The organism is Gemmiger formicilis, from assembly GCF_016900095.1.
GTDB classification, from domain to species: domain Bacteria; phylum Bacillota; class Clostridia; order Oscillospirales; family Ruminococcaceae; genus Gemmiger; species Gemmiger formicilis_A.
Window position 1 is genome coordinate 1 of the sequence record NZ_JACJJP010000005.1, and the last position, 18,343, is coordinate 18,343.

18 protein-coding genes, 1 tRNA gene and 1 pseudogene are annotated in these 18,343 nt (G+C 54.1%); 15 read left to right on the top strand and 5 right to left on the bottom strand.

Annotated features, from left to right (window positions below; genetic code table 11):
• Window positions 1-498: 498 nt before the first annotated feature.
• The 3 genes from H6B15_RS03595 to H6B15_RS03605 all read left to right on the top strand — a co-directional run bounded on the left by H6B15_RS03595 (window position 499) and on the right by H6B15_RS03605 (window position 2,738).
• Window positions 499-1,278 carry a type III pantothenate kinase gene (locus H6B15_RS03595; protein ID WP_204646233.1) on the top strand — a complete coding sequence of 260 codons (780 nt, stop codon included), beginning with the start codon at window positions 499-501 and terminating at the stop codon, window positions 1,276-1,278.
• A gap of 492 nt (window positions 1,279-1,770) precedes the next feature.
• Window positions 1,771-1,847, top strand: a tRNA-Arg gene (locus tag H6B15_RS03600).
• A gap of 408 nt (window positions 1,848-2,255) precedes the next feature.
• Window positions 2,256-2,738, top strand: coding sequence for a hypothetical protein (locus H6B15_RS03605; protein WP_204646235.1), 483 nt, complete (start codon window positions 2,256-2,258; stop codon window positions 2,736-2,738).
• Window positions 2,739-3,003: 265 nt separating this feature from the next.
• Here the strand turns inward: H6B15_RS03605 and H6B15_RS03610 are convergent, their stop codons facing one another.
• The 3 genes and pseudogenes from H6B15_RS03610 to H6B15_RS03620 form a co-directional block, all read right to left on the bottom strand.
• Window positions 3,004-4,182, bottom strand: a complete 1,179-nt coding sequence (locus tag H6B15_RS03610) for a tyrosine-type recombinase/integrase (RefSeq protein ID WP_204646238.1) — start codon at window positions 4,180-4,182, stop codon at window positions 3,004-3,006.
• Between the two features lie 154 nt (window positions 4,183-4,336).
• Window positions 4,337-5,530: a tyrosine-type recombinase/integrase gene (locus H6B15_RS03615; RefSeq protein WP_204646240.1), complete on the bottom strand. Its 1,194-nt coding sequence runs from the start codon at window positions 5,528-5,530 to the stop codon at window positions 4,337-4,339.
• Window positions 5,531-5,797: 267 nt separating this feature from the next.
• A pseudogene (locus tag H6B15_RS03620) lies at window positions 5,798-7,051 on the bottom strand (VapE domain-containing protein); the annotation flags it as partial.
• 963 nt (window positions 7,052-8,014) lie between these two features.
• Between H6B15_RS03620 and H6B15_RS03625 the strand changes: the two are divergent.
• The 9 genes from H6B15_RS03625 (at window position 8,015) to H6B15_RS03665 (ending at window position 14,357) form a co-directional block, all read left to right on the top strand.
• Window positions 8,015-8,461 carry a YaiI/YqxD family protein gene (locus tag H6B15_RS03625; protein WP_204646244.1) on the top strand — a complete coding sequence of 149 codons (447 nt, stop codon included), beginning with the start codon at window positions 8,015-8,017 and terminating at the stop codon, window positions 8,459-8,461.
• A gap of 38 nt (window positions 8,462-8,499) precedes the next feature.
• Window positions 8,500-9,186 (top strand): alpha/beta hydrolase, encoded by a 687-nt coding sequence (locus H6B15_RS03630; RefSeq protein ID WP_345941924.1) that lies wholly within the window; start codon window positions 8,500-8,502, stop codon window positions 9,184-9,186.
• Window positions 9,187-9,219: 33 nt separating this feature from the next.
• Window positions 9,220-10,431 carry an RNA-binding domain-containing protein gene (locus H6B15_RS03635; protein WP_204646246.1) on the top strand — a complete coding sequence of 404 codons (1,212 nt, stop codon included), beginning with the start codon at window positions 9,220-9,222 and terminating at the stop codon, window positions 10,429-10,431.
• Window positions 10,432-10,653: 222 nt separating this feature from the next.
• The gene (locus tag H6B15_RS03640) at window positions 10,654-11,385 is read left to right on the top strand and encodes an AlkZ-related protein (RefSeq protein ID WP_204646248.1); all 732 of its coding nucleotides are present in this window, start codon (window positions 10,654-10,656) and stop codon (window positions 11,383-11,385) included.
• Between the two features lie 14 nt (window positions 11,386-11,399).
• Window positions 11,400-12,017, top strand: coding sequence for an SGNH/GDSL hydrolase family protein (locus H6B15_RS03645; protein WP_204646249.1), 618 nt, complete (start codon window positions 11,400-11,402; stop codon window positions 12,015-12,017).
• The gene (locus H6B15_RS03650) at window positions 11,968-12,378 is read left to right on the top strand and encodes a peptide deformylase (protein ID WP_204646251.1); all 411 of its coding nucleotides are present in this window, start codon (window positions 11,968-11,970) and stop codon (window positions 12,376-12,378) included. Before H6B15_RS03645 ends, H6B15_RS03650 begins: the two co-directional genes overlap by 50 nt.
• Before the next feature lie 12 nt (window positions 12,379-12,390).
• Window positions 12,391-13,107 (top strand): SDR family NAD(P)-dependent oxidoreductase, encoded by a 717-nt coding sequence (locus H6B15_RS03655; RefSeq protein ID WP_204646252.1) that lies wholly within the window; start codon window positions 12,391-12,393, stop codon window positions 13,105-13,107.
• A complete protein-coding gene (locus H6B15_RS03660) occupies window positions 13,104-13,550 on the top strand; it encodes a flavodoxin family protein (RefSeq protein WP_204646253.1) in 447 nt (148 codons plus the stop codon). Before H6B15_RS03655 ends, H6B15_RS03660 begins: the two co-directional genes overlap by 4 nt.
• A 27-nt stretch (window positions 13,551-13,577) precedes the next feature.
• The gene (locus H6B15_RS03665) at window positions 13,578-14,357 is read left to right on the top strand and encodes a hypothetical protein (protein ID WP_204646254.1); all 780 of its coding nucleotides are present in this window, start codon (window positions 13,578-13,580) and stop codon (window positions 14,355-14,357) included.
• Between the two features lie 65 nt (window positions 14,358-14,422).
• Here H6B15_RS03665 and H6B15_RS15835 read toward each other — a convergent pair whose 3' ends face one another.
• Together H6B15_RS15835 and H6B15_RS03675 are read right to left on the bottom strand one after the other, a co-directional pair.
• The gene (locus tag H6B15_RS15835; protein WP_204646255.1) at window positions 14,423-15,391 is read right to left on the bottom strand and encodes an O-acetyl-ADP-ribose deacetylase; all 969 of its coding nucleotides are present in this window, start codon (window positions 15,389-15,391) and stop codon (window positions 14,423-14,425) included.
• Window positions 15,392-15,606: 215 nt separating this feature from the next.
• Entirely contained in the window at window positions 15,607-15,933 is a 327-nt protein-coding gene (locus H6B15_RS03675; protein ID WP_119979959.1) for a winged helix-turn-helix transcriptional regulator, read from the bottom strand.
• A 146-nt stretch (window positions 15,934-16,079) separates the two neighbouring features.
• On the opposite strand from H6B15_RS03675, the gene H6B15_RS03680 reads away from it, so the two are divergent.
• The 3 genes from H6B15_RS03680 (at window position 16,080) to H6B15_RS03690 (ending at window position 18,273) form a co-directional block, all read left to right on the top strand.
• A complete protein-coding gene (locus H6B15_RS03680) occupies window positions 16,080-16,481 on the top strand; it encodes a pyridoxamine 5'-phosphate oxidase family protein (RefSeq protein WP_204646258.1) in 402 nt (133 codons plus the stop codon).
• Window positions 16,482-16,682: 201 nt separating this feature from the next.
• Window positions 16,683-17,453, top strand: coding sequence for a protein-ADP-ribose hydrolase (locus tag H6B15_RS03685; protein WP_204646449.1), 771 nt, complete (start codon window positions 16,683-16,685; stop codon window positions 17,451-17,453).
• Complete coding sequence (locus H6B15_RS03690; protein ID WP_204646259.1) at window positions 17,425-18,273, top strand: SIR2 family NAD-dependent protein deacylase; 849 nt, start codon at window positions 17,425-17,427, stop codon at window positions 18,271-18,273. Before H6B15_RS03685 ends, H6B15_RS03690 begins: the two co-directional genes overlap by 29 nt.
• Window positions 18,274-18,343 lie beyond the last annotated feature (70 nt).

Below are 18,343 nucleotides of genomic sequence, written 5' to 3' on the forward strand. Positions count from 1 at the left end.
TTATAAATGGTATTTAATCACTTACAAAGTGTTAAATCACTGTAATTTCTCAGACACAATCGCTTGCGTCCTGTTGAATTACTTGTTTTTTTGGAATTGATTAAAGTGTTTTTCCAAACACTGTAAGGTTCCACAAGTTTCAGGTTTGTTCAATTTTCAAGGTCCTGCTTGGCGCCGCCCTCATCGGGACAGCTTACTTATTATATCTCGTGAAGTTCTTTTTGTCAAGCACTTTTTTGAGATTTTTTGAGCTGCGAAGTTCTTGATGAACTTCTTTTCTCAGCGCCTGCCGTCCCTCGCGAGACGGTTTATTTATATTATCATGTCCAATCCGATTTGTCAACGCTTTTTTCTCCAAGTTTCTGCTTTTTTCTTCAAGATTCGATTTGCTCCTTTTGAATTGCTTTTTTCTCCCTATTATAGTAGTATTACGATAGAAGCGAAAGGCGGCCACTCCCGGCCCTTTTCCTATATATAAGGAAAGCAGGAGGCTCTTCCATGCTGTTGGCATTGAATATTGGCAACTCAAACATCACTTTCGGCGCCTATGCCCTGGACGGCAAGCTGGCGTTTTCTTCCCGGCTGTACGCGGATACCTCTCTCAGCTCGGATGAACTGTGCTACAAGATCATCAGTATGCTGGATCTGTACGGTGCCGCTCCCGCCGATATCGAAGCGGTCATTCTGGCCAGCGTGGTGCCGGTGCTCACAGGACGGCTGCGGGAAGCCTTGCAGAAGATGACCCAGGCCCCGATTATGGAAGTCGGCCCCGGATTGAAAAGCGGTGTGCGCATCCGGATGGACAACCCGGCTCAGCTGGGTGCTGAGCTGCTGTGCGCCGTGGTGGGTGCCCTGCGGCGCCACAAGCCGCCCTTGCTGGTGATGAACATGGACACCGCCACCACTCTGCTGGCCGTGGACAAGGAAGGAAGCCTGGTGGGGGGCATGATCTTGCCTGGACCCCAGCTCTCTCTGGCCGCCCTGGTCAAGAACACGGCTCAGCTGCCTCAGGTAGCCCTGGAAAATGCGCCCAAACGGTTGCTTGGCACCAATACCACCGACTGCCTGCACAGCGGCATGGTAAACGGTACCGCCGCCACCCTGGACGCTATGGCCGCCAAGATTCTGGCCGAACTCCACGCTCCCGACGCCCCGGTTATTGCCACCGGCACCCTGCCGGCCAGCATCCGGGACGCCTGTGAAACCCCCATCGAATACCGGGACACCCTGATTTTGGAGGGCCTGTTTGCCATCTGGCAGCGCAATGTCCGGCACTGATTCTTTTTGTCCGCAAAATTCATTTGCATTTTCGGGTAAGGTCTGCTATAATAGTGTGTACCGGTTCGGCAAGAGCTGATTCCGGTACTATATGATGTGCGGTTGTAGCTCAGCTGGATAGATCGTTCGGCTCCGACAACTGTGGCACGTTAGGCAATCGGCAAGAAATTGCTCGGCATAACGTGAAAAAGCAGGCGCATCACCCGGTGGTTCACGGTAGACTGACCACGAATTGACCACCAACCCGATTTTCACAATTTTATACGATGAATCTCGTCCCAGCGACGATTTTCATAAATGTGCGGTCGTAGCTCAGCTGGATAGAGCGTTGGACTCCGACAACTCCGACACCCCACCGGGCGCAGCCGAAAAACCGCATAACCAAGCCATTTTTCGGCATCCCATCCTCCGGTTTTGTAGTAGCCTGACTACTATTTGACCACTTACAACTCAATAGTTGAAATTCGTCCAAGCGACGTTTTTCATACATGTGCGTCCGTAGCTCAGTTGGATAGAGCGTTCGGCTCCGACCCGGAAGGCCGCTGGTTCGAATCCAGTCGGGCGCACCACAAAAAGACCGCTGTGTTTTCACATAGCGGTCTTTTTGTATGGATTTTGGTTTGTGACACAATGTGTCACAAACCAAATCATATACAATATGATTTCGCAGGGCTGCCTTTCAGTCGATTTTCTGTTCCTCCAACCCCGCCCCAAATTCGCTGTTTGGGACGGGGTTCACTCCCGCTGTACTGCCCTATCCGCCGATATTGTGAGATTGGAATCAGACTTGTTGATCTATAACGATCCGCTGGCCTATGTCAAGCTAATTTTGAATTGAGCCTATCATCCAACTTATAGTCTCCGCTATCGGCAAAACCAATCTGCATGCACATCATACTCAAACAAGTATAGGTGGATTGATTTTTAATGCCTTGTTTAATAAACTGTTTGTATCGGATAACACAGGAGGTAAAACTATGCGTGCAGCCGAAATGATTGCTGATGCTGAAAATGCACTCCGGATGCTCGAAGAATGTGAGAATGAAGATGATTTTCGTGTTCTCTGGATTGCCTGTATGACTATTTTAAGAAGCGTGGGTCATGTGTTGGGCAAGGTTGATCACGAGAATAAATGTCTTGCCGCCTCAATTGATTCATGGTGGAAAAATTTGAAAGCTAATAAAGACGAGATCATCTTCCATGAGTTCATTGAAAAAGAAAGAAATTTCTCCATCAAAGAATATACGTTCAACTATGGAGAGTATAGTGGGTGCAACTTGGTGATTAAGGACGAGAACAGAAAAACGACATTTTTTTCTGAGGCCGAAATACTTGAGGGACTTTATATACCAATGGTAAATGGCCCTTATGAAGGAGAAGATTGTAGAGATGTAATAAGAGAAGCGATTGATTGGTGGAAACAACAACTTCAAAAAATAGAAAAGATGGCATATCTTTGATGGATATAAAAGCCCACTTATCTTCTGGGTTTTGGATGCGGAATGTAAGTGGTTTTCTTGAATTTCTTGTTCCAGATTTCAGAATAACTCGGAGTTGAAAAAACCTTCAATCGTTATTCCCAGCCTTTCGGTCGATTTTCTGCTCCTCCAAACCCGCCCCAAATTCGCTGTTTGGGGCGGGTTTCGCTTTCATAGTACCGTTCCTCGCCCTTACCTCATCCCGCGCAACACAGGCCGTTTGCCGGCGACACGCGCCCTGATTTTCTCACAGGCCCATCGCCTCGCTGAGTTTCTGCCCGGCAAGGCGTTTATTTTTGTCAAAGGCATGGCTGTAGATGTCCAGAGTAGTGCTTGGCTGGGCATGGCCCAGCAGGCCGGCCACCGTGCGCACGTCAACTCCCTGGGCAATCAGCATACTGGCATTTGTGTGTCGCAGGCTGTGCACGTTCAGGTTTTCCGGCAAGCCGTTCTCTCGCAGGATCTTCTTGAACCGGAAGGTGAACGTACATGGCACCATGGGGTCGCCATTGGGCTGCCGGAACAGATAGTCGTCCTGCGTGAGCGCACCGGCACCTTGCTGCTCCTTTTCCCATCGGCATTCTTTCTCCCAGGCGCGCAGTAGTTTGCAAAGGTCTTTTGAAAGGTAGACCACCCGTATTCCGGCTCGTGTCTTGGGTTCCTTGACCAGAATGGGCTGCCGGCTCAGCTTGACTACGTTTCGCTGAATGTGCAGTGCCCGCTGCCGCCAGTCTATGTCCGACCAGCGCAGGCCGCAGGCTTCGCCCCGCCGCATCCCTGTGGCAAGAATGAGCTTGTAGTACACTTCGTACTTCATGCTTTGGGTTTCCAGCGCCGCTATGAGTCGCCGCACAGTTTCCTCATCCGCAACCGGCCGTTCTTTGGGTATACCTTTTTTCTTATAAGCCCGCCATGCAGGGTTGTGGGTGATGTACCCAGCTTCCACCGCATCGGACAGAATGCCACACAGGCAGGAATGGATGCCTTCCACCGTTTTCTCTGCCAGCATGTTTCCGGTATTTTCGTTTTTCTCCCGGCGCATAGCATCGTAGAAATCCCGGAAAATTTCTTTGTTCAGCTCTGTCAGCTTGTAATGTCCCAGAGCCGGTAGTATACGGCGAATGTCCTGCTTATCCCGAGTCAGCGTACTGGCTGCGAGTTTTCTCGGAGCCACCTGCTCAAGCCAAATCTCGATGTATTTGGCCAGGGTCATACTGTGATCCACCGGCTGGCCAGGGGTGTGTTTTACTTCCTGCTCATAGAGGACTGCCTGTTCGTTCAGCCACTTTTGCGTCTGCTTCGCTGTCAGACCCAGGGGCGGGTGGACGGTCTTTTGTGCCGGTTTCAGCCGGTTCCCCTGGTAATCATAGCCACGGGACACCACCAGCAGATAGCTGTTCTCGCCGCGTTTTCGGATGCTTGCCATGTGTTGACCACTCCTTTGTGTGTTTTGGTACAACAAAGCATACCGACAACTGCGATACATTGCTATCACCAATCCTAACAAGAACGGGGTTCTCTATTTGCCACAATGCCACCAACAGCAACAGGGGCGACGGTTTACCCGTCGCCCCTGTTGTTCATCCGGCAGACTCCGTATTCATTTGTTTCTGCTCACGTTCCCATGCTTCGTCCTCTGCCGGCTGGATCCACTCTGCCAGCACGGATGCAGCCTGCTGCTTGCTCTCCAACTGAGGATGACAGTAGGTGCGTTCCAGGAAGCTGGTGTCAGCATGGCCCAGCAGTTCCGCTGCCACCTGTTTGCTGGTATTGTTCTGCAACAGGTAGGTGGCGAAGAAATGCCGCAGGGTGTGCAGATGATATTCTTCGGGGAAGTCGTTCTTCTGGTAGAGCCTGCGAAGATGTCGGGTAAAGGAATCCGGATGCACCGGCCCTTCGGCAGTGGAGAAGATGTAGTCATCCGGCTGGATGATTCTCCCCTCTCTTGCCTGCTCCAAAAACAGCTCGCCCATGTAGTCGTGCACCAGATCCGGTATCACCACGGTGCGGGCGCGGTGGTTTTTGGTGCTGCTCTCCACAATGCCTTGGCCCAGCACAGAACTGCGGGAGTGCTGCACTGTCACGGCCCCGCCGCCGTGCAGATCGTTCCAGCGCAGGGCGCACAGTTCGCCCCGGCGCATCCCGGTGGCAATTGCGGTCAGATAAAACACCCGGTAGAGCAGTGGTTCCTGCAAGATGCATTGCAGCAGCTTGCGCATCTCGAACTCGCTGGGAATGCGCTGCACCTTCTTTTCCACCTGGATACCTCGCACCCGATGGGCGGGATTGTAGAGCAGAATGTCGTTCCGCTTTGCGTCCTCCAGCACCGCCGAGACCGTTTGGAGGTACTTGCGCACCGTGACTTCACACACCGGTTCGCCGTTGCGCTTTTTCCGTTTGCGCAGCTCCGCACACATTTCTTCCAGAATCAGTGGTCGGAGCTTGTTCAATGCAATGCCGCCGATGTAGGAATAGACGATTTTCAACTCTCGCTGATAGCTGGCCAGAGTGCTGGGCTTGTAATGGGTCTGCCGTGCAAGCCAGCTCTCAGCGTACTGCTCAAAGGTGGTGCGGTCATCCTCATCCATCCCGCAGCGGTACCGTTTCTCCATTCGCTCGGCTTCGGCATGGACATATTGCATTACACTTCGCTTGGGGATCTCCCTGGGCACGTCGATGGTGCGGCTCTGCATCCGCTTTTGTCCTCCGGGGCGGTACCCGTTGCAGACGGTGATCTTAAACTTTCGATCGCCCCTCTGCTGAATTGACGCCATTGGCATCCTCCTCTCAAATCACTTGCCGACAGCCGGTGCTGACAACGGAGCTTTAAAAACTTTTCTTTTGCAGATCGGGCAAAAAGAGTTTTTCCAAAAAGTCCGTTGCCACCGTTGCCGAACACCGAAAAGTCGCTTGTTTCCGCCATTTTCTCCGGCAACGGACAGATAGCAACGAAGAGAAGCCTTCTCCCCGGAACAGAATATCTCAGAAGGGCCGATCCTCTTTGTTGTCGCGTTTTGCCCAGCACGGTTGCCGGGTTATACCCGTTCCCAGCCTTTTTGCCGTCCGTAGGGACTGGGGAAATGTCGCGGGTTGGAAAAGGCTTTCCAGCCGGCGATGGTGTTGTTCATGATGTCGTTGATCTCGCGGATGTCCCGCTGTTTCGGTTCCTCGGTTGTGCGCCCCAATGCCTCCCGGAACAGCTGACGGGAGCAGACGATGCGCTCTCCGCACCGGTCCAGGTAGTCGGCGATGAGCCCGGCCTTGGTGTCCTCGGGCATGAAGTTCCATTGGTGCTGGCGCAGGTAGTCCTCCATCTCCCGGTTGAAGCAGAGCCGGAAGTCGCCGGAGCGATAGATTGCCATGGCCTGCGCCCACACCTGGGCCAGATAGGCCCGGGTGGCCGCCTCGTCTTCCAGCACGTGAATTTCCGCCCGCTCGGGGTGCACCAACACCGGCACGAACCGTCGGTTGCCGGTGCGGTCCAGCGGCAAAAAGTCCAGCGTGTTGGATGAGCCGCAGAACACGCACTGGCGCAGCCGGTCGGCAGGATGGGTCTCGTAGGGGACCTTGTAGGTCTCCTTCTGCCGGCTGAGAAAAGCTTTGATTTCCTCGATGCTTCTCGCATTGGCTGTGGCGATCATCTCGGACATCTCGATGATCCAGTGTCCCTGCATTTTGCGGTACACGTTCTCATCATCCAGCCGTTTCAGATCGTCGGAGAACCAGTCGTCCCGGCCCGCCAGCAGGCGGAAGAAGGAGGACTTGCCTGATCCCTGGCCGCCCACCAGGCAAAGCATGAGTTCAAACTTGCAGCCAGGCTCAAACACCCGGCTGATGGCACCCAGCAAAAACAGCCGCAGCGCGGCTTCGGTGTAGGCGTCCTCGTCCGCGCCCAGAAAGCGGTGCAGGCAGTGCCGGATGCGATCTTCCCCGTCCCACACCAGGGAGTTGAGGAAATCCCGGACGGGATGGTAGCGGTTTTCATTGGCCACCACCATGACCGCGTCCTGCAGCTTCTTTTCCACCACCAGGCCATAGGTCTCCTCAAAGTACATGAGTAGGTACTTGATGTCCACATCGCTCAGGGGGGAGCTCTCCCGGTACCAGCCCAGGGACTTGACCACATCCACCTGCCCGGTGAGCAGGTTTTTGCAGATGGCCCCTTTCAGAAGCGGATCGCTTTGCAGTACCCGTTTGTAGTTCGCCATGGTGTTGGCGACCTTGCCGTTCTCCGTGTGTTCCAGGCTGAGTTCCACCGCCTCGGCGGGTGTCAGTTCCCGTGGTTCCTTTCGCATCTCATCCACCAGTATGCATCACCTCCCGCAGCCGTGCTTTTTCTGTTCCTGTTCCGTTTCTCGTTCCACATACCTCCTTTTGCAGTGGGCCCTGATGAGCCTTTTTTATAGCGCGCATTTTGACGGCGTTTGCACGCAAAGTTGACTTGTAGCGTGTCGCCTCCAAAACGGACACTTCCGAAATACACATTCGCTTTGCCGAACACGATACCGGCGCTTCGACCTCGTGGCCCAAGCAAAACGACGACAGGGGTTTGGGTTCTCCCAAGGCAAAATGCGTTTGGATATCCAAACGCTATGCTTGCAAATCGAGCCACCCTCCGGGAGAGATATTTTGACGTGTAACATCTATCCCACCACCCCTTATAAGCATAGCAAAAGGCAAGTACTATAAACCGGATTATAAGTTCGTTCTGTCATTTTTCTCGCTGTGTTTTCCAAACCTGTTCCAGATACAAAGCGCAGATTTTGGCCTGGAGCCGGCAAAGGATCCTTTCACCGGGCTCCTTGTGCTTGGTTGAGCAGCATCCTAGGGTTCCTTATGTAGGGTTCCTTATGTAGGGTTCCTTGTAACGGGTTTGGCAGCACCCCAGGGTTCCTTATGTGGGGTTCCTTGTACCGGGTTTGGCAGCACCCCAGGGTTCCTTATGTGGGGTTCCTTGTACCGGGTTTGGCAGCACCCCAGGGTTCCTTATGTAGGGTTCCTTACTTGGGGAACCCCGATTAACAAGGAAGCCTAATTAGGCTTCCTTGTTTTCACAACTGGCAGAAATAAAAACCACCCGGTAATGCAAAGTTTTAGAAAGGAGCTCTCGCAAAAAGCACTGCACAAATTCAGGCCAAAGATTTCTAGTCCTCAGTTCTCGCAGTCCCGCTATGCATCTCCGCAACCTGATTCTTGCCAATCACAAAATTTCATACTACACTAAAATCAGAAAGCACAAACGCAAAAGGAGGCGTACCATGCCCACCGTATTGATCGACGCAGACGGCTGCCCGGTGGTGGATCTGACCGTCCGCCTCTGCCACATCTGGGGAATACCGGTGCTCATACTTTGCGATACCGCCCACCGCATAGAGCGGGAGGGCGCACAGACACTGGTGTTTGACAAGGGCATGGACAGCGTGGACTTTGCCCTGGTCAATCGCGTGTGCCCTGGTGACATCGTGGTGACCCAGGACTACGGTCTGGCCAGTATGTGCCTGGCCCGCCGGGCCCGGGTGCTGAACCAGAACGGTCTGGAATATTCCGCCGACAACATCGACGCGCTTTTGGAGCACCGATGGCAAAACAAAAAGCTCCTCCGGGCCGGCAAGCACCCGAAAGGGCCTGCCAAGCGGACGAGGGAGCAGGATGAGGCGTTCGCGAAAGCGCTGGCAAAACTGCTGGCAGAAAGCACGCCGCTGTAAAGGCATGCGTCGACATTGCAGAAAGGAAGCGTTGCGAAGTGGATACCTTTGTGGCAGACGGCAAAACCGTGTCTGTGTACCCCGCCGCTGAGCCGGGCGCTCCGGTGGTGTACCTGAACACCTTTGGCGAGGAAGGACAGGCTGTCTTTGACGCTCTGACGGCAATAGGCGGCCCGGCGCTGACCCTGGTGACGATCAGCGGCCTGGACTGGGACCGGGACATGTCCCCCTGGGACAGCCCGGCGGTGTTCAAAAGCGCCGCGCCCTTCGCCGGCGGTGCGGATGATTATCTGCGGCTTCTGGTTGAGGAGATCATCCCCGCCGCGGAACGGCTGCTGCCTACCCCGCCCATCTGGCGCGGCATCGCGGGGTATTCCCTGGCCGGGCTGTTCGCGGTGTACGCTCTCTATCGTACGGATGTGTTCTCCCGTGCGGCCAGCGTGTCCGGCTCGCTCTGGTTTCCCGGGTTCAGGGAGTATGTACTTTCCCACGCGCCCCTGCACCAGCCGGACTGCGTCTATTTCTCGCTGGGCGACCGGGAGAGCAAGACACGGAATCCGGTGCTCCGGACGGTACAGGAAAATACCGAAACCCTCTGCGAATTTTACCGTAGTCAAGGCATCTGCACCACATTTCAGCTGAACCCCGGTGGACACCACGACCATCCGGCACAACGGACAGCGGCAGGGATTCAATGGATACAAGGGATTATTGCAACGCAATAGTAAACAGAATATAGGGAATAGAGGTGAAAGGCAGTGGTTAATATAAATGGAAAAGAATGGTGTGATTTAAATTCGTCAGACATTCAGGCAGCTATTTCTAAAATTGATTTTGATGAATCGTTTTATTTTGAACTTAAGCGCGATGAAGTCCAACCCAAGAAAATAGCAGAAGAGGTTTCTGCTTTTTCAAACTCTTTTGGCGGATATATTTTCCTAGGAGTTTCTGACGACAAAAAAATCGAAGGATGCAGCTCTTGGAATGAACAAAGAATACACACAACAATGCACGACTGTATTACTCCGACCCCTTCTTTCGATGTTAAAAGGTTCATACTCGGAGCCAAAACAGTATTTGTAATTAAAATCGATGAGGGTTCCGAGCCCCCCTATATCACCAATCACGGAAAAATATACGAAAGGATTTCTTCCGGTTCATGTGTCATCAAAGATTCTTCGAAGTTGTCACAGATTTATATCAAACGGGAACAACAGCTCGAAAAAATGGAGAAGAAGATTTCCATACCACCAATTCCCGAAATAGTCAGCAATACATATGGATATATCGATATTGGCTTCGTGTTAATATCATCAGATGATAGTTCCACCTTCAAAGCATTTTGCAATGCAGATTTAAAAGCTCTCGCCAGCCGATTGTCTCAGTCGCATCCTTTCTTCAATTTAGCGTACATTGGCCAATCTATTATATTTACACCCGGAGGACTAACTACTTCAAATGGGCCCATGCCTGCCCACACAAACAATTTCCTTGAAATAATGGATGATGGCAGCGCAAGAATGCGACTTTTGTTAATAAACAACAACACTGCTGACAGTAGTGTGAATATGATGGCGCCCTTAATTATGCTGATGACATACCAAGATGTTTACACTGCTGTAATGGGCACACTGTTTCCGCACAAAATGGCATATGCCAAAAAATACGAATCTCTAACTGTCAGAAAACAATTTCAGCCTGTTTTATTGTTTGACAATACTTTTCCTGCTACATATCCTGGCTGGGAGAAAGATAACAAAGAAAGGTTGGAAAAGATTTGTGAGCACCGTAAAATATACGGGATTACATCTGTTATTACCGATGATCGTATTCCAAAAACTGGCTTATACACTATCGATCAACGCCAGTTGTTACTTTGGGAGCAAAAATATACTGCTGACGCTATTTTGTCTGAATTGTTTTATTCGCGTTTCATCGTGATGGGTCATTTTCCAAAACCCGTATCATAAAGCGTTGCATATATTTTCAATGTATCCAGCAAAATCGGTTTTCGCTTTCCTCGGTTTCACTTCTCCTTTTTGATGTTTCCTCAATCACATCTGTTATCCAGCTGATATCTGTTAATGGCCTATTCATTTGACAGATTTTCAATTATTCTCGAAGGCATCTTTTCTTACTGCCCTGCGGCTGTGCTATAATTTCCGTAACGACGCAAAAAGCGGGGTGAGTGTATGGCGGTAGAGAACGGCGAATGGATCATGCGCGGGCCAGATCGGGACGATCCGGCCTGCATCCGCAGCTGGGAGGCGCTGGTGGATTGGATCGACCAGGTGGGCTTTCTCCCTCTGTTCCGCAATGAGATCGAGGGCTTTTCCGCCGAGGAACGCACCTGCCCCTTCGACTGGTGGAGCGGCGATGTGGCCCGGGATCCCTGGGAATGGCGGCAGGTCATCGCCCGCAGCGGACGGGTAGCCTATGGCAAATTCTTCGGCAAAAAAGCTGGCTTCATCTCCCGCAAATGGTTCCCTCATTTTGCCAACTGGCGGCGGGACGGCTATGACTTCGACAGCCGCTGGGAGGATGAGCTGGCCACCTCCCGCCAGAAAAAGATCATGGATCAATTCCTTGAGCGGGACGAACTGCTCTCCTTTGACCTGAAGCAATTGGCCGGCTTTGGCAAGGGCGGCGAGAAAAACTTTGAGGGCACGGTCACCGACCTGCAGATGGAGGGGTATCTGCTGATCCGGGACTTTCGCCAGCGCCGGAACAAGCGCGGTCAGCTCTACGGCTGGCCCCGTTCTGTCTACGCCACGCCGGAGGCGCTCTGGGGCAGCGACCACATTGCCTCCGCCTATTCCACCGACCCGGCCCGGTCCCGTGAACTCGTGTTTCAGCAGGTGCAGGCCTGCTTCCCCGCCGCCACGGACAAGGCCCTCAGGGCTGTGCTGGGCGGCAGCCGCTGAAAGGAGTTTTTCCTATGCGCATCCTCATGCTGGGCAACAGCCTGACCTTTGCCAACGATATGCCCCAAATGCTGGCCGCACTGACCGGCGCGGAGGTGGTCCACCACACCCGGGGCGGGGCGCGTCTGTCGGAGCAGCTGAACCCGGCCACACGGCTGGGAGCCCAAACGCAGGCCGCACTCGCCGGGGAACACTGGGATTATGTGGTGCTGCAGGAGATGAGCCACGGCCCCATCTCTTCACCAAAAAGCTTCTTTTCCAGCGTGGCACAGCTCTGTGAACAGATCCGGTCGAGCGGCGCAGCGCCGGTCCTCTATGCCACCTGGGCCTACCAAAAGGGCAGCGCCAAACTTGCCGCCAGGGGCTGGGGCTACGATGAAATGAGCCGTGCGCTGTCCGAGGCATACCGGCAGGCCGCCCGGGAGAACCACGCGCTGCTGGCGGACGTCGGCCGGCGATTTTACGAACTGGCCGACACCCAGAACCTCTACGCCCCCGACGGCGTACACCCCACCGAAGCGGGTTCCCGCCTCGCCGCCCAGGTCATCGCGACCGCCATTGAAACCCACAAGGAGAACGGATATGGTACAAGAGATTTGCAAGGATGTGCTGTTTCTGGCGCGAAAGTCTGAACCCGCCACGCCGGATGATCTGCCGGTGGCGGCAGACCTTCTGGAAACACTGAAAGCCCACGCCGACGGCTGCGTGGGTATGGCAGCCAATATGATCGGCGTGGCCAAACGCATCATCGCCTTTGATGACGAGGGGGTCTACCGGGTGCTGTTCAACCCGGAAATCGTAAAGAAAAGCGGCCCCTATGAGGCCGAAGAGGGCTGCCTGTCCCTGACCGGCACCCGCAAGACAAAACGCTGGAAGAGCATCAAGGTGAAATACCAGGACGAGCAGTTCCGCCAGCGGTTCAAGACCTGGAACGGCTGGTCCGCCCAGATCATTCAGCATGAGATCGACCACTGCGAGGGCATTTTGATCTGAGGAGGAACCACCATGTTTGCAAACAAAGTTGCCGTCGTGACCGGCGGCGCCAAAGGCATCGGCAGAGCCATTGTCCAGGAGTTCCGCAAAGCCGGGGCGGCGGTGTGCGTCATCGACCTGCTGCCGAATGAGTATTTTGTGGGCGATGTATCCGACCAGGCGGCGCTGGAAACGTTTGCCCGCAAAGTCATTGCGGAGCATGGCCATGTGGACTATCTCATCAACAACGCCCTCCCGCTGATGAAGGGCATCGACGAGTGCAGCTGGGAGGAGTTCAACTATGCCCTGCGGGTGGGGGTGACCGCCCCTTTCTATCTGACCAAACTGTTCGCTCCCCATTTTGCGCCGGGGGCATCGGTGGTGAACATCTCCTCTTCCCGGGACCGTATGAGCCAGCCCCAGACCGAGAGCTACACGGCGGCCAAGGGCGGCATCTCGGCCCTGACCCACGCTCTGGCGGTGAGCCTTGCGGGCAAGGTGCGGGTGAACAGCATCTCGCCCGGCTGGATCGAGACCGGCGATACGGTGTGGACCGGGCCGGACGCCGACCAGCAGCCCGCCGGGCGGGTGGGCGATCCGCTGGACATCGCCCACATGGTGCTGTTCCTCTGCTCGGATAAGGCGGGCTTCATCACCGGCGAAAACATCTGCATTGACGGCGGCATGACCCGCCAGATGATCTACCACAACGACTTCGGCTGGACATATGAGGGAGGGGGCAACGCATGAAAACGGCAATTTGCTATCTTTCCTGCCACCACGGCAATACCCGAAAGGTGGTGGAGGCCATGGCCGAGGCGGGCGGCGCTGACCTCATCGATGTGCGCACCCGCCAGACGGTGCGGCTGGAGGAATACGACCGCGTGGGATTTGCCTCCGGCATTTATGGCTTTGAGATGCACAGGGCGCTGATCGCTTTTGCCCGACAGTATCTGCCCGCGGGCAAACCGGTATTTTTCGTCTGCACCTATGGCGGCACAAAGGGCAACGGTACGAAGACGCTGCGCCAGATCGCCCGGGAAAAGGGCTGCCCGTTGCTGGGGGAGTTTTCCTGCAAGGGCTACGACACCTTCGGCCCCTTTAAGCTGGTGGGCGGCCTCGCCAAGGGCCGCCCCAACGAGGAGGATCTGGAAAAAGCGCGGGCGTTTTACCGGGGGCTGGCATCACGGTAAAGCTTTGGGGGAAGGGGCAAAGCAGATATGAGTTGTTCAACCCACGGACCTAAAATTGACCGCATCCAGGTGGATTACTGCCGCACCACCACTGTGTATCCCCGAACGGCCGAGGAACGAGCACATTGGCAATCCTTTACCCGCTCTCACTCGGAGCATCTGATCCTTGATCGCTTTTCGGGAACTCTGGAACTGCAGTTCGAGCTTGCCCCTGGATGCTCTGTCACCCATAAATATCAACTGAAAGAGCAGGTGACCGAACTCCTGGATCGTTTTTCCGAAGGAGCTCTGTTTGCGGACAGTTATCCCCAAACGGAATTGGGTGTAGAGCAAACCGACGGGGAAGAATATCTTGTACAGGATCCAAAGCGTTCGACCGCGTATCTGATCACCATCCGCTACCGAGGAAATCGGGAGCGAAGGATTTCCGGCTCCTACGACAAAAATTGCCTCCCTGCAGATTATCCCCAGTTCATGCGGCCTATTTTTTCACTGATTCAGGAGTTCAGCTTCGGCGAGATGATTTTCCCTGAAGTATATGAGAAAAGCCGGCGGAAAAAGGGAGAATTGATTTATTGCAGCGTGGTGTTTGACAATGGCCTGAAAACCTACTATTACCGCACCGAGGATGATTCTCTCGATGCGGGCGATGACGTGGTGGTACCTGCCGGAAGTGACAATCACCTTTCCATTGCCAAGATTGTCAAAGTGGAGTATTTCGCACCGGCGGATGTCCCCTTCCCGATTGAAAAGACCAAGGTGATCCTGCGCCGGTGCACCGAGGACGACTACAACGAGATAGGTTGAGCGGCCAGCGAAAGGCAGCTTACGGGGCTCTTCCCGCAGCGTCTCCCTGCCGATACCCGCGCCTGTTATTGGAGCAATCTCATGAACGCTTCGTATTCGGCGTCTTTAAAGCAGCAGAGGTAAACGTTCATCACGGTCTCCTTGTGGGCCTCGAACCAGCGGACGATTGTGCGCAGCGCAACCACAGCCGCCTCGTCCAGAGGATATCCGTACACTCCCGTTGAAATGCCGGGGAAGGCGATACTTCCGCAGCCATTTTGGCGCGCTGCTTCCAGGCTGTTCCAGTAGCAAGCGGAGAGCAGGTCGGCGTCCCTGTTTTTTCCGCTGTAAACCGGCCCCACGGTGTGGATAATGTGATCCACATCCCGGATCGCATACGCGCCGGTGATTTTGGCCTCCCCCGTTTCACAGCCGTTCAGCTTCCGGCATTCTTGGAGCAGCTCTTTCCCGGCCGCGCGGTGGATGGCTCCATCCACACCGCCTCCGCCCAGCAGGCTCTTATTGGCCGCATTGACGATCGCGTCCACATGCAGGTCCAGTACGCTCCCTCGCACAAAGCTGATGTGCGATTTCGGGACATGCCGTTTTACAACTTCCAGGGATTCTTTTGTGAGGATCATTCTCTTGTCCCAAGGGTTGATCACAAGGCCCTGGCATTGCGGCCAGCGGTCCAGCGCCTTTATCAGATCCCCAAAGGTTTGGTTGATGACCGACGAGGATTCCCCTTTATCCAGCTCTTCCTGGCTGGTAAAGACGGGGATCAGGTAGTTTCCTTCCGGATCCTCCGCTATGTGCCGAAAGCGTATGGGCACCTCCTGGCCACAGGTATAGGTATCCCCTGCTTTCAATTTTTCCGGATCTCCCAACATCCGGGCCAGAACATCCGGCGTCTCGATGGGAACATACACCTGCATGCCATGCCTGATCCCCATCTGCAGCGTGTTGAACACCGGTTCCACCGGGGCATTTTCCCCGCCAAAATACCAATTGAAAATCGTCCGTTCCACAGCGGTTGCGTACCGATCCAGCGCCACTTTGATTCCTCCCTGTTCCTCACATTTTTGCCTCACCGCAAGCCATTACAGTTTGCTTATCCTAAGCATAGCACAGGTCCGGTCCCATAGACAGGGCTTTCAAGTGCCGTATTGTCAAAAAGGCCGTCGAAGACACTCTGCCAGAATGTTTCCGCCCGCTCTGACCGACCAAAAGCTGAGGGGGCAGCCCTTTTTAAGGCTGCCCCCTCAGCTTTTCACATGTTCTGCGCTTTATAGTTCTCCCCCCATGTCCGCATGGCGTCCAGAATGGGTTTCAGGCTTTTTCCCAGATCTGTCAGGCTGTACTCCACCCGCGGCGGAACTTCCGCATATACTTTGCGGCTCACCAGCCCTTTTTCTTCCATGTCCCGCAGCTGGGCAGTGAGAACTTTCTGGGAAACGCTGCCAATGGACTTTTTGAGCTCTCCAAACCGCTTCGTTCCCGGCATGAGGTCGCGCAGGATCAGGACCTTCCATTTATCACCGATCAGCATAAGCGTTGTCTCTACCGGGCAGGCAGGTAATTCTTTTGTTTGCTGCATGGTATCACGCCTTCCAATAGTTTCTTTTTAGTGACTATAGCACAAAAAAGTGCTTACTTCACAATAGATACTTACTGAATTATTATAATCCTGCAAGAGAAAAGTTGCAATTCCAAACCCCACATTCCAACCAGGAGGTATGTATCATGAATGATGTTGTGAAGTTTTTGCAGGAAAATCCCGTGCAGTATCTGGCCACTGTCGGCCGTGACGGAAAAGCCAAGTGCCGCCCCTTCATGTTTTCAGGAGAGATGGACGGCAAGCTGTGGTTCTGCACCAACAACCGGAAGGACGTCTACAAGGATATGCAGGCCAACCCCAACATCGAGATTTCTGTTTCCAGCCCGGCTTATGCGTGGATCCGTCTGAACGGCGAGGCTGTGTTTGAAAATAACATGGCCGCCAAGGAGATGTGCATCCAGAACCCCATCGTCAAGGGGCAGTACGGCGAGGCTACTAATCCCATCTTTGAAGTGTTCTATCTCAAGGATGCCCATGCGGTGATCGCTGACTTCTCCGGCAATCCGCCCAGAGAGTACGACCTGTAAGCAGCATGATGTGGACCCTACCACTCTGCCGTTTTTGCCACCGTGGACAGCCAAGGAGGCCCTGCCACCTGTGCGATTGACATCAGGGGGTATGATGAAAGTGGCCTTTATTTTCTGACAGCAAAGGGCAAGAACACTGCCTGCACTGGGGAAATTGCTATGAAATTTGCCCGGCAAGGACGATTGAACGGAGATGAGAAGATGACGCAGGACGAACGATTGAATTTTCTGCTCCATGCTCTGCTGGCGGAACGAAACGAATATGAAGAGATCCCGGTGCCGGATTCCCTGCAGGAAAAGCGGCGGCTTTTGCGCAACCTGATGAATGTGCGTCCGCCCGTCCCGGCCCGTGAGGATTTTTTGCAGGTGCAGGACGCTTACCTGAAAGAGCGTCTCGCACAGCGGGGCGTGACAAAGCTGGATGACCTGACGCCGGTGCGTCCCGGGCTGTATCTCTGGCAGGGAGACATCACCACACTGGCGGTGGATGCCATCGTCAACGCGGCCAACAGCCAGATGCTGGGCTGCTTTGTGCCCTGCCACGGCTGCATCGACAATGCCATTCACACCTATGCAGGGGTGCAGCTCCGCCTGGAGTGTGCCCGCCTCATGGCCGGGCAGGAGGAAGAACCCACCGGCCGCGCAAAAATCACGAAAGCCTACAACCTGCCCTGCTGCTATGTACTGCATACCGTCGGCCCGATCATCTGTGGAGCCGTCACGCAGGCAGACCGGGAACTGCTGGCCAGCTGCTACCGCACCTGCCTGGAGCTTGCGGAAGCCAGCGGGCTGCACAGTGTGGCCTTTTGCTGTATATCCACCGGAGAGTTTCACTTTCCCAATGAACTGGCCGCAGAGATTGCCATACAGACGGTGGCAGGATGGCAGCGGCAAAATCCGGACAAAATCAAGGTGATCTTCAATGTTTTCAAGGATAGAGACTATGAAATCTACAAGCGCCTGCTGCGATAAGATCGCACGGCTCAAACAGGAATTGGACACGGCGGACGCTGTGGTGATCGGAGCGGGTTCCGGGCTTTCCACTTCCGCCGGGTTTCTCTATACCGGCGAACGCTTTCAAAAATATTTCGGGGACTTTATTGCAAAGTATGGCTTCCGCGATATGTATTCAGGCGGCTTTTATCCCTTTGACAGTCTGGAGGAACATTGGGCGTATTGGAGCCGGTATATCTACATCAATCGCTATCTGGACGCCCCAAAACCAGTGTATCAGGAGCTTTTGAAGCTGGTGCAGGGAAAGGACTATTTTGTGCTGACCACCAATGTGGATCATTGTTTCCAAAAGGCCGGATTTGACAAGCGGCGTTTGTTCTATACCCAGGGCGACTATGGCCTGTGGCAGTGCTCCAGGCCCTGCCACCAAAAGACCTATGACAACGAAACCATTGTCAAGAAGATGGTGGCCGAACAAAAGGATCGAAAAATTCCCAGTGAACTGATCCCCCGCTGTCCGGTCTGTGGCGCGCCCATGTCCATGAATCTGCGGGCGGATGATACCTTTGTGGAGGATGAAGGCTGGCACATCGCCGCCCGGCGGTATGAGGAGTACCTGCAGGGCCACGAGGGACAGCATATTCTCTTTCTGGAACTGGGGGTTGGCGGCAATACGCCGGTCATTATCAAATATCCGTTCTGGCGCATGACCCTGGCCAATTCCCGGGCTGCCTATGCCTGTATCAACCTGGATCAGGCATACTGCCCGCCGGAAATCGAATCCCGGTCTCTCTGCATAGGGAAGGATATTGGCGAAGTCCTGACCGCGCTTTTGTAAAGGATATCTTGCCGGCGGCAGGAACGATATTCCTTACAACAAACGAAACTGGCCCTATCGAATATTCCCT

Coding starts and splice junctions, on each gene's coding strand:
- H6B15_RS03595 (WP_204646233.1), top strand. CDS start 499: ATGCTGTTGGCATTGAATATTGGCAACTCAAACATCACTTTCGGCGCC.
- H6B15_RS03605 (WP_204646235.1), top strand. CDS start 2,256: ATGCGTGCAGCCGAAATGATTGCTGATGCTGAAAATGCACTCCGGATG.
- H6B15_RS03610 (WP_204646238.1), bottom strand. CDS start 4,182: ATGGCAAGCATCCGAAAACGCGGCGAGAACAGCTATCTGCTGGTGGTG.
- H6B15_RS03615 (WP_204646240.1), bottom strand. CDS start 5,530: ATGGCGTCAATTCAGCAGAGGGGCGATCGAAAGTTTAAGATCACCGTC.
- H6B15_RS03625 (WP_204646244.1), top strand. CDS start 8,015: ATGCCCACCGTATTGATCGACGCAGACGGCTGCCCGGTGGTGGATCTG.
- H6B15_RS03640 (WP_204646248.1), top strand. CDS start 10,654: ATGGCGGTAGAGAACGGCGAATGGATCATGCGCGGGCCAGATCGGGAC.
- H6B15_RS03645 (WP_204646249.1), top strand. CDS start 11,400: ATGCGCATCCTCATGCTGGGCAACAGCCTGACCTTTGCCAACGATATG.
- H6B15_RS03650 (WP_204646251.1), top strand. CDS start 11,968: ATGGTACAAGAGATTTGCAAGGATGTGCTGTTTCTGGCGCGAAAGTCT.
- H6B15_RS03655 (WP_204646252.1), top strand. CDS start 12,391: ATGTTTGCAAACAAAGTTGCCGTCGTGACCGGCGGCGCCAAAGGCATC.
- H6B15_RS03660 (WP_204646253.1), top strand. CDS start 13,104: ATGAAAACGGCAATTTGCTATCTTTCCTGCCACCACGGCAATACCCGA.
- H6B15_RS03665 (WP_204646254.1), top strand. CDS start 13,578: ATGAGTTGTTCAACCCACGGACCTAAAATTGACCGCATCCAGGTGGAT.
- H6B15_RS03675 (WP_119979959.1), bottom strand. CDS start 15,933: ATGCAGCAAACAAAAGAATTACCTGCCTGCCCGGTAGAGACAACGCTT.
- H6B15_RS03680 (WP_204646258.1), top strand. CDS start 16,080: ATGAATGATGTTGTGAAGTTTTTGCAGGAAAATCCCGTGCAGTATCTG.
- H6B15_RS03685 (WP_204646449.1), top strand. CDS start 16,683: ATGACGCAGGACGAACGATTGAATTTTCTGCTCCATGCTCTGCTGGCG.
- H6B15_RS03690 (WP_204646259.1), top strand. CDS start 17,425: ATGAAATCTACAAGCGCCTGCTGCGATAAGATCGCACGGCTCAAACAG.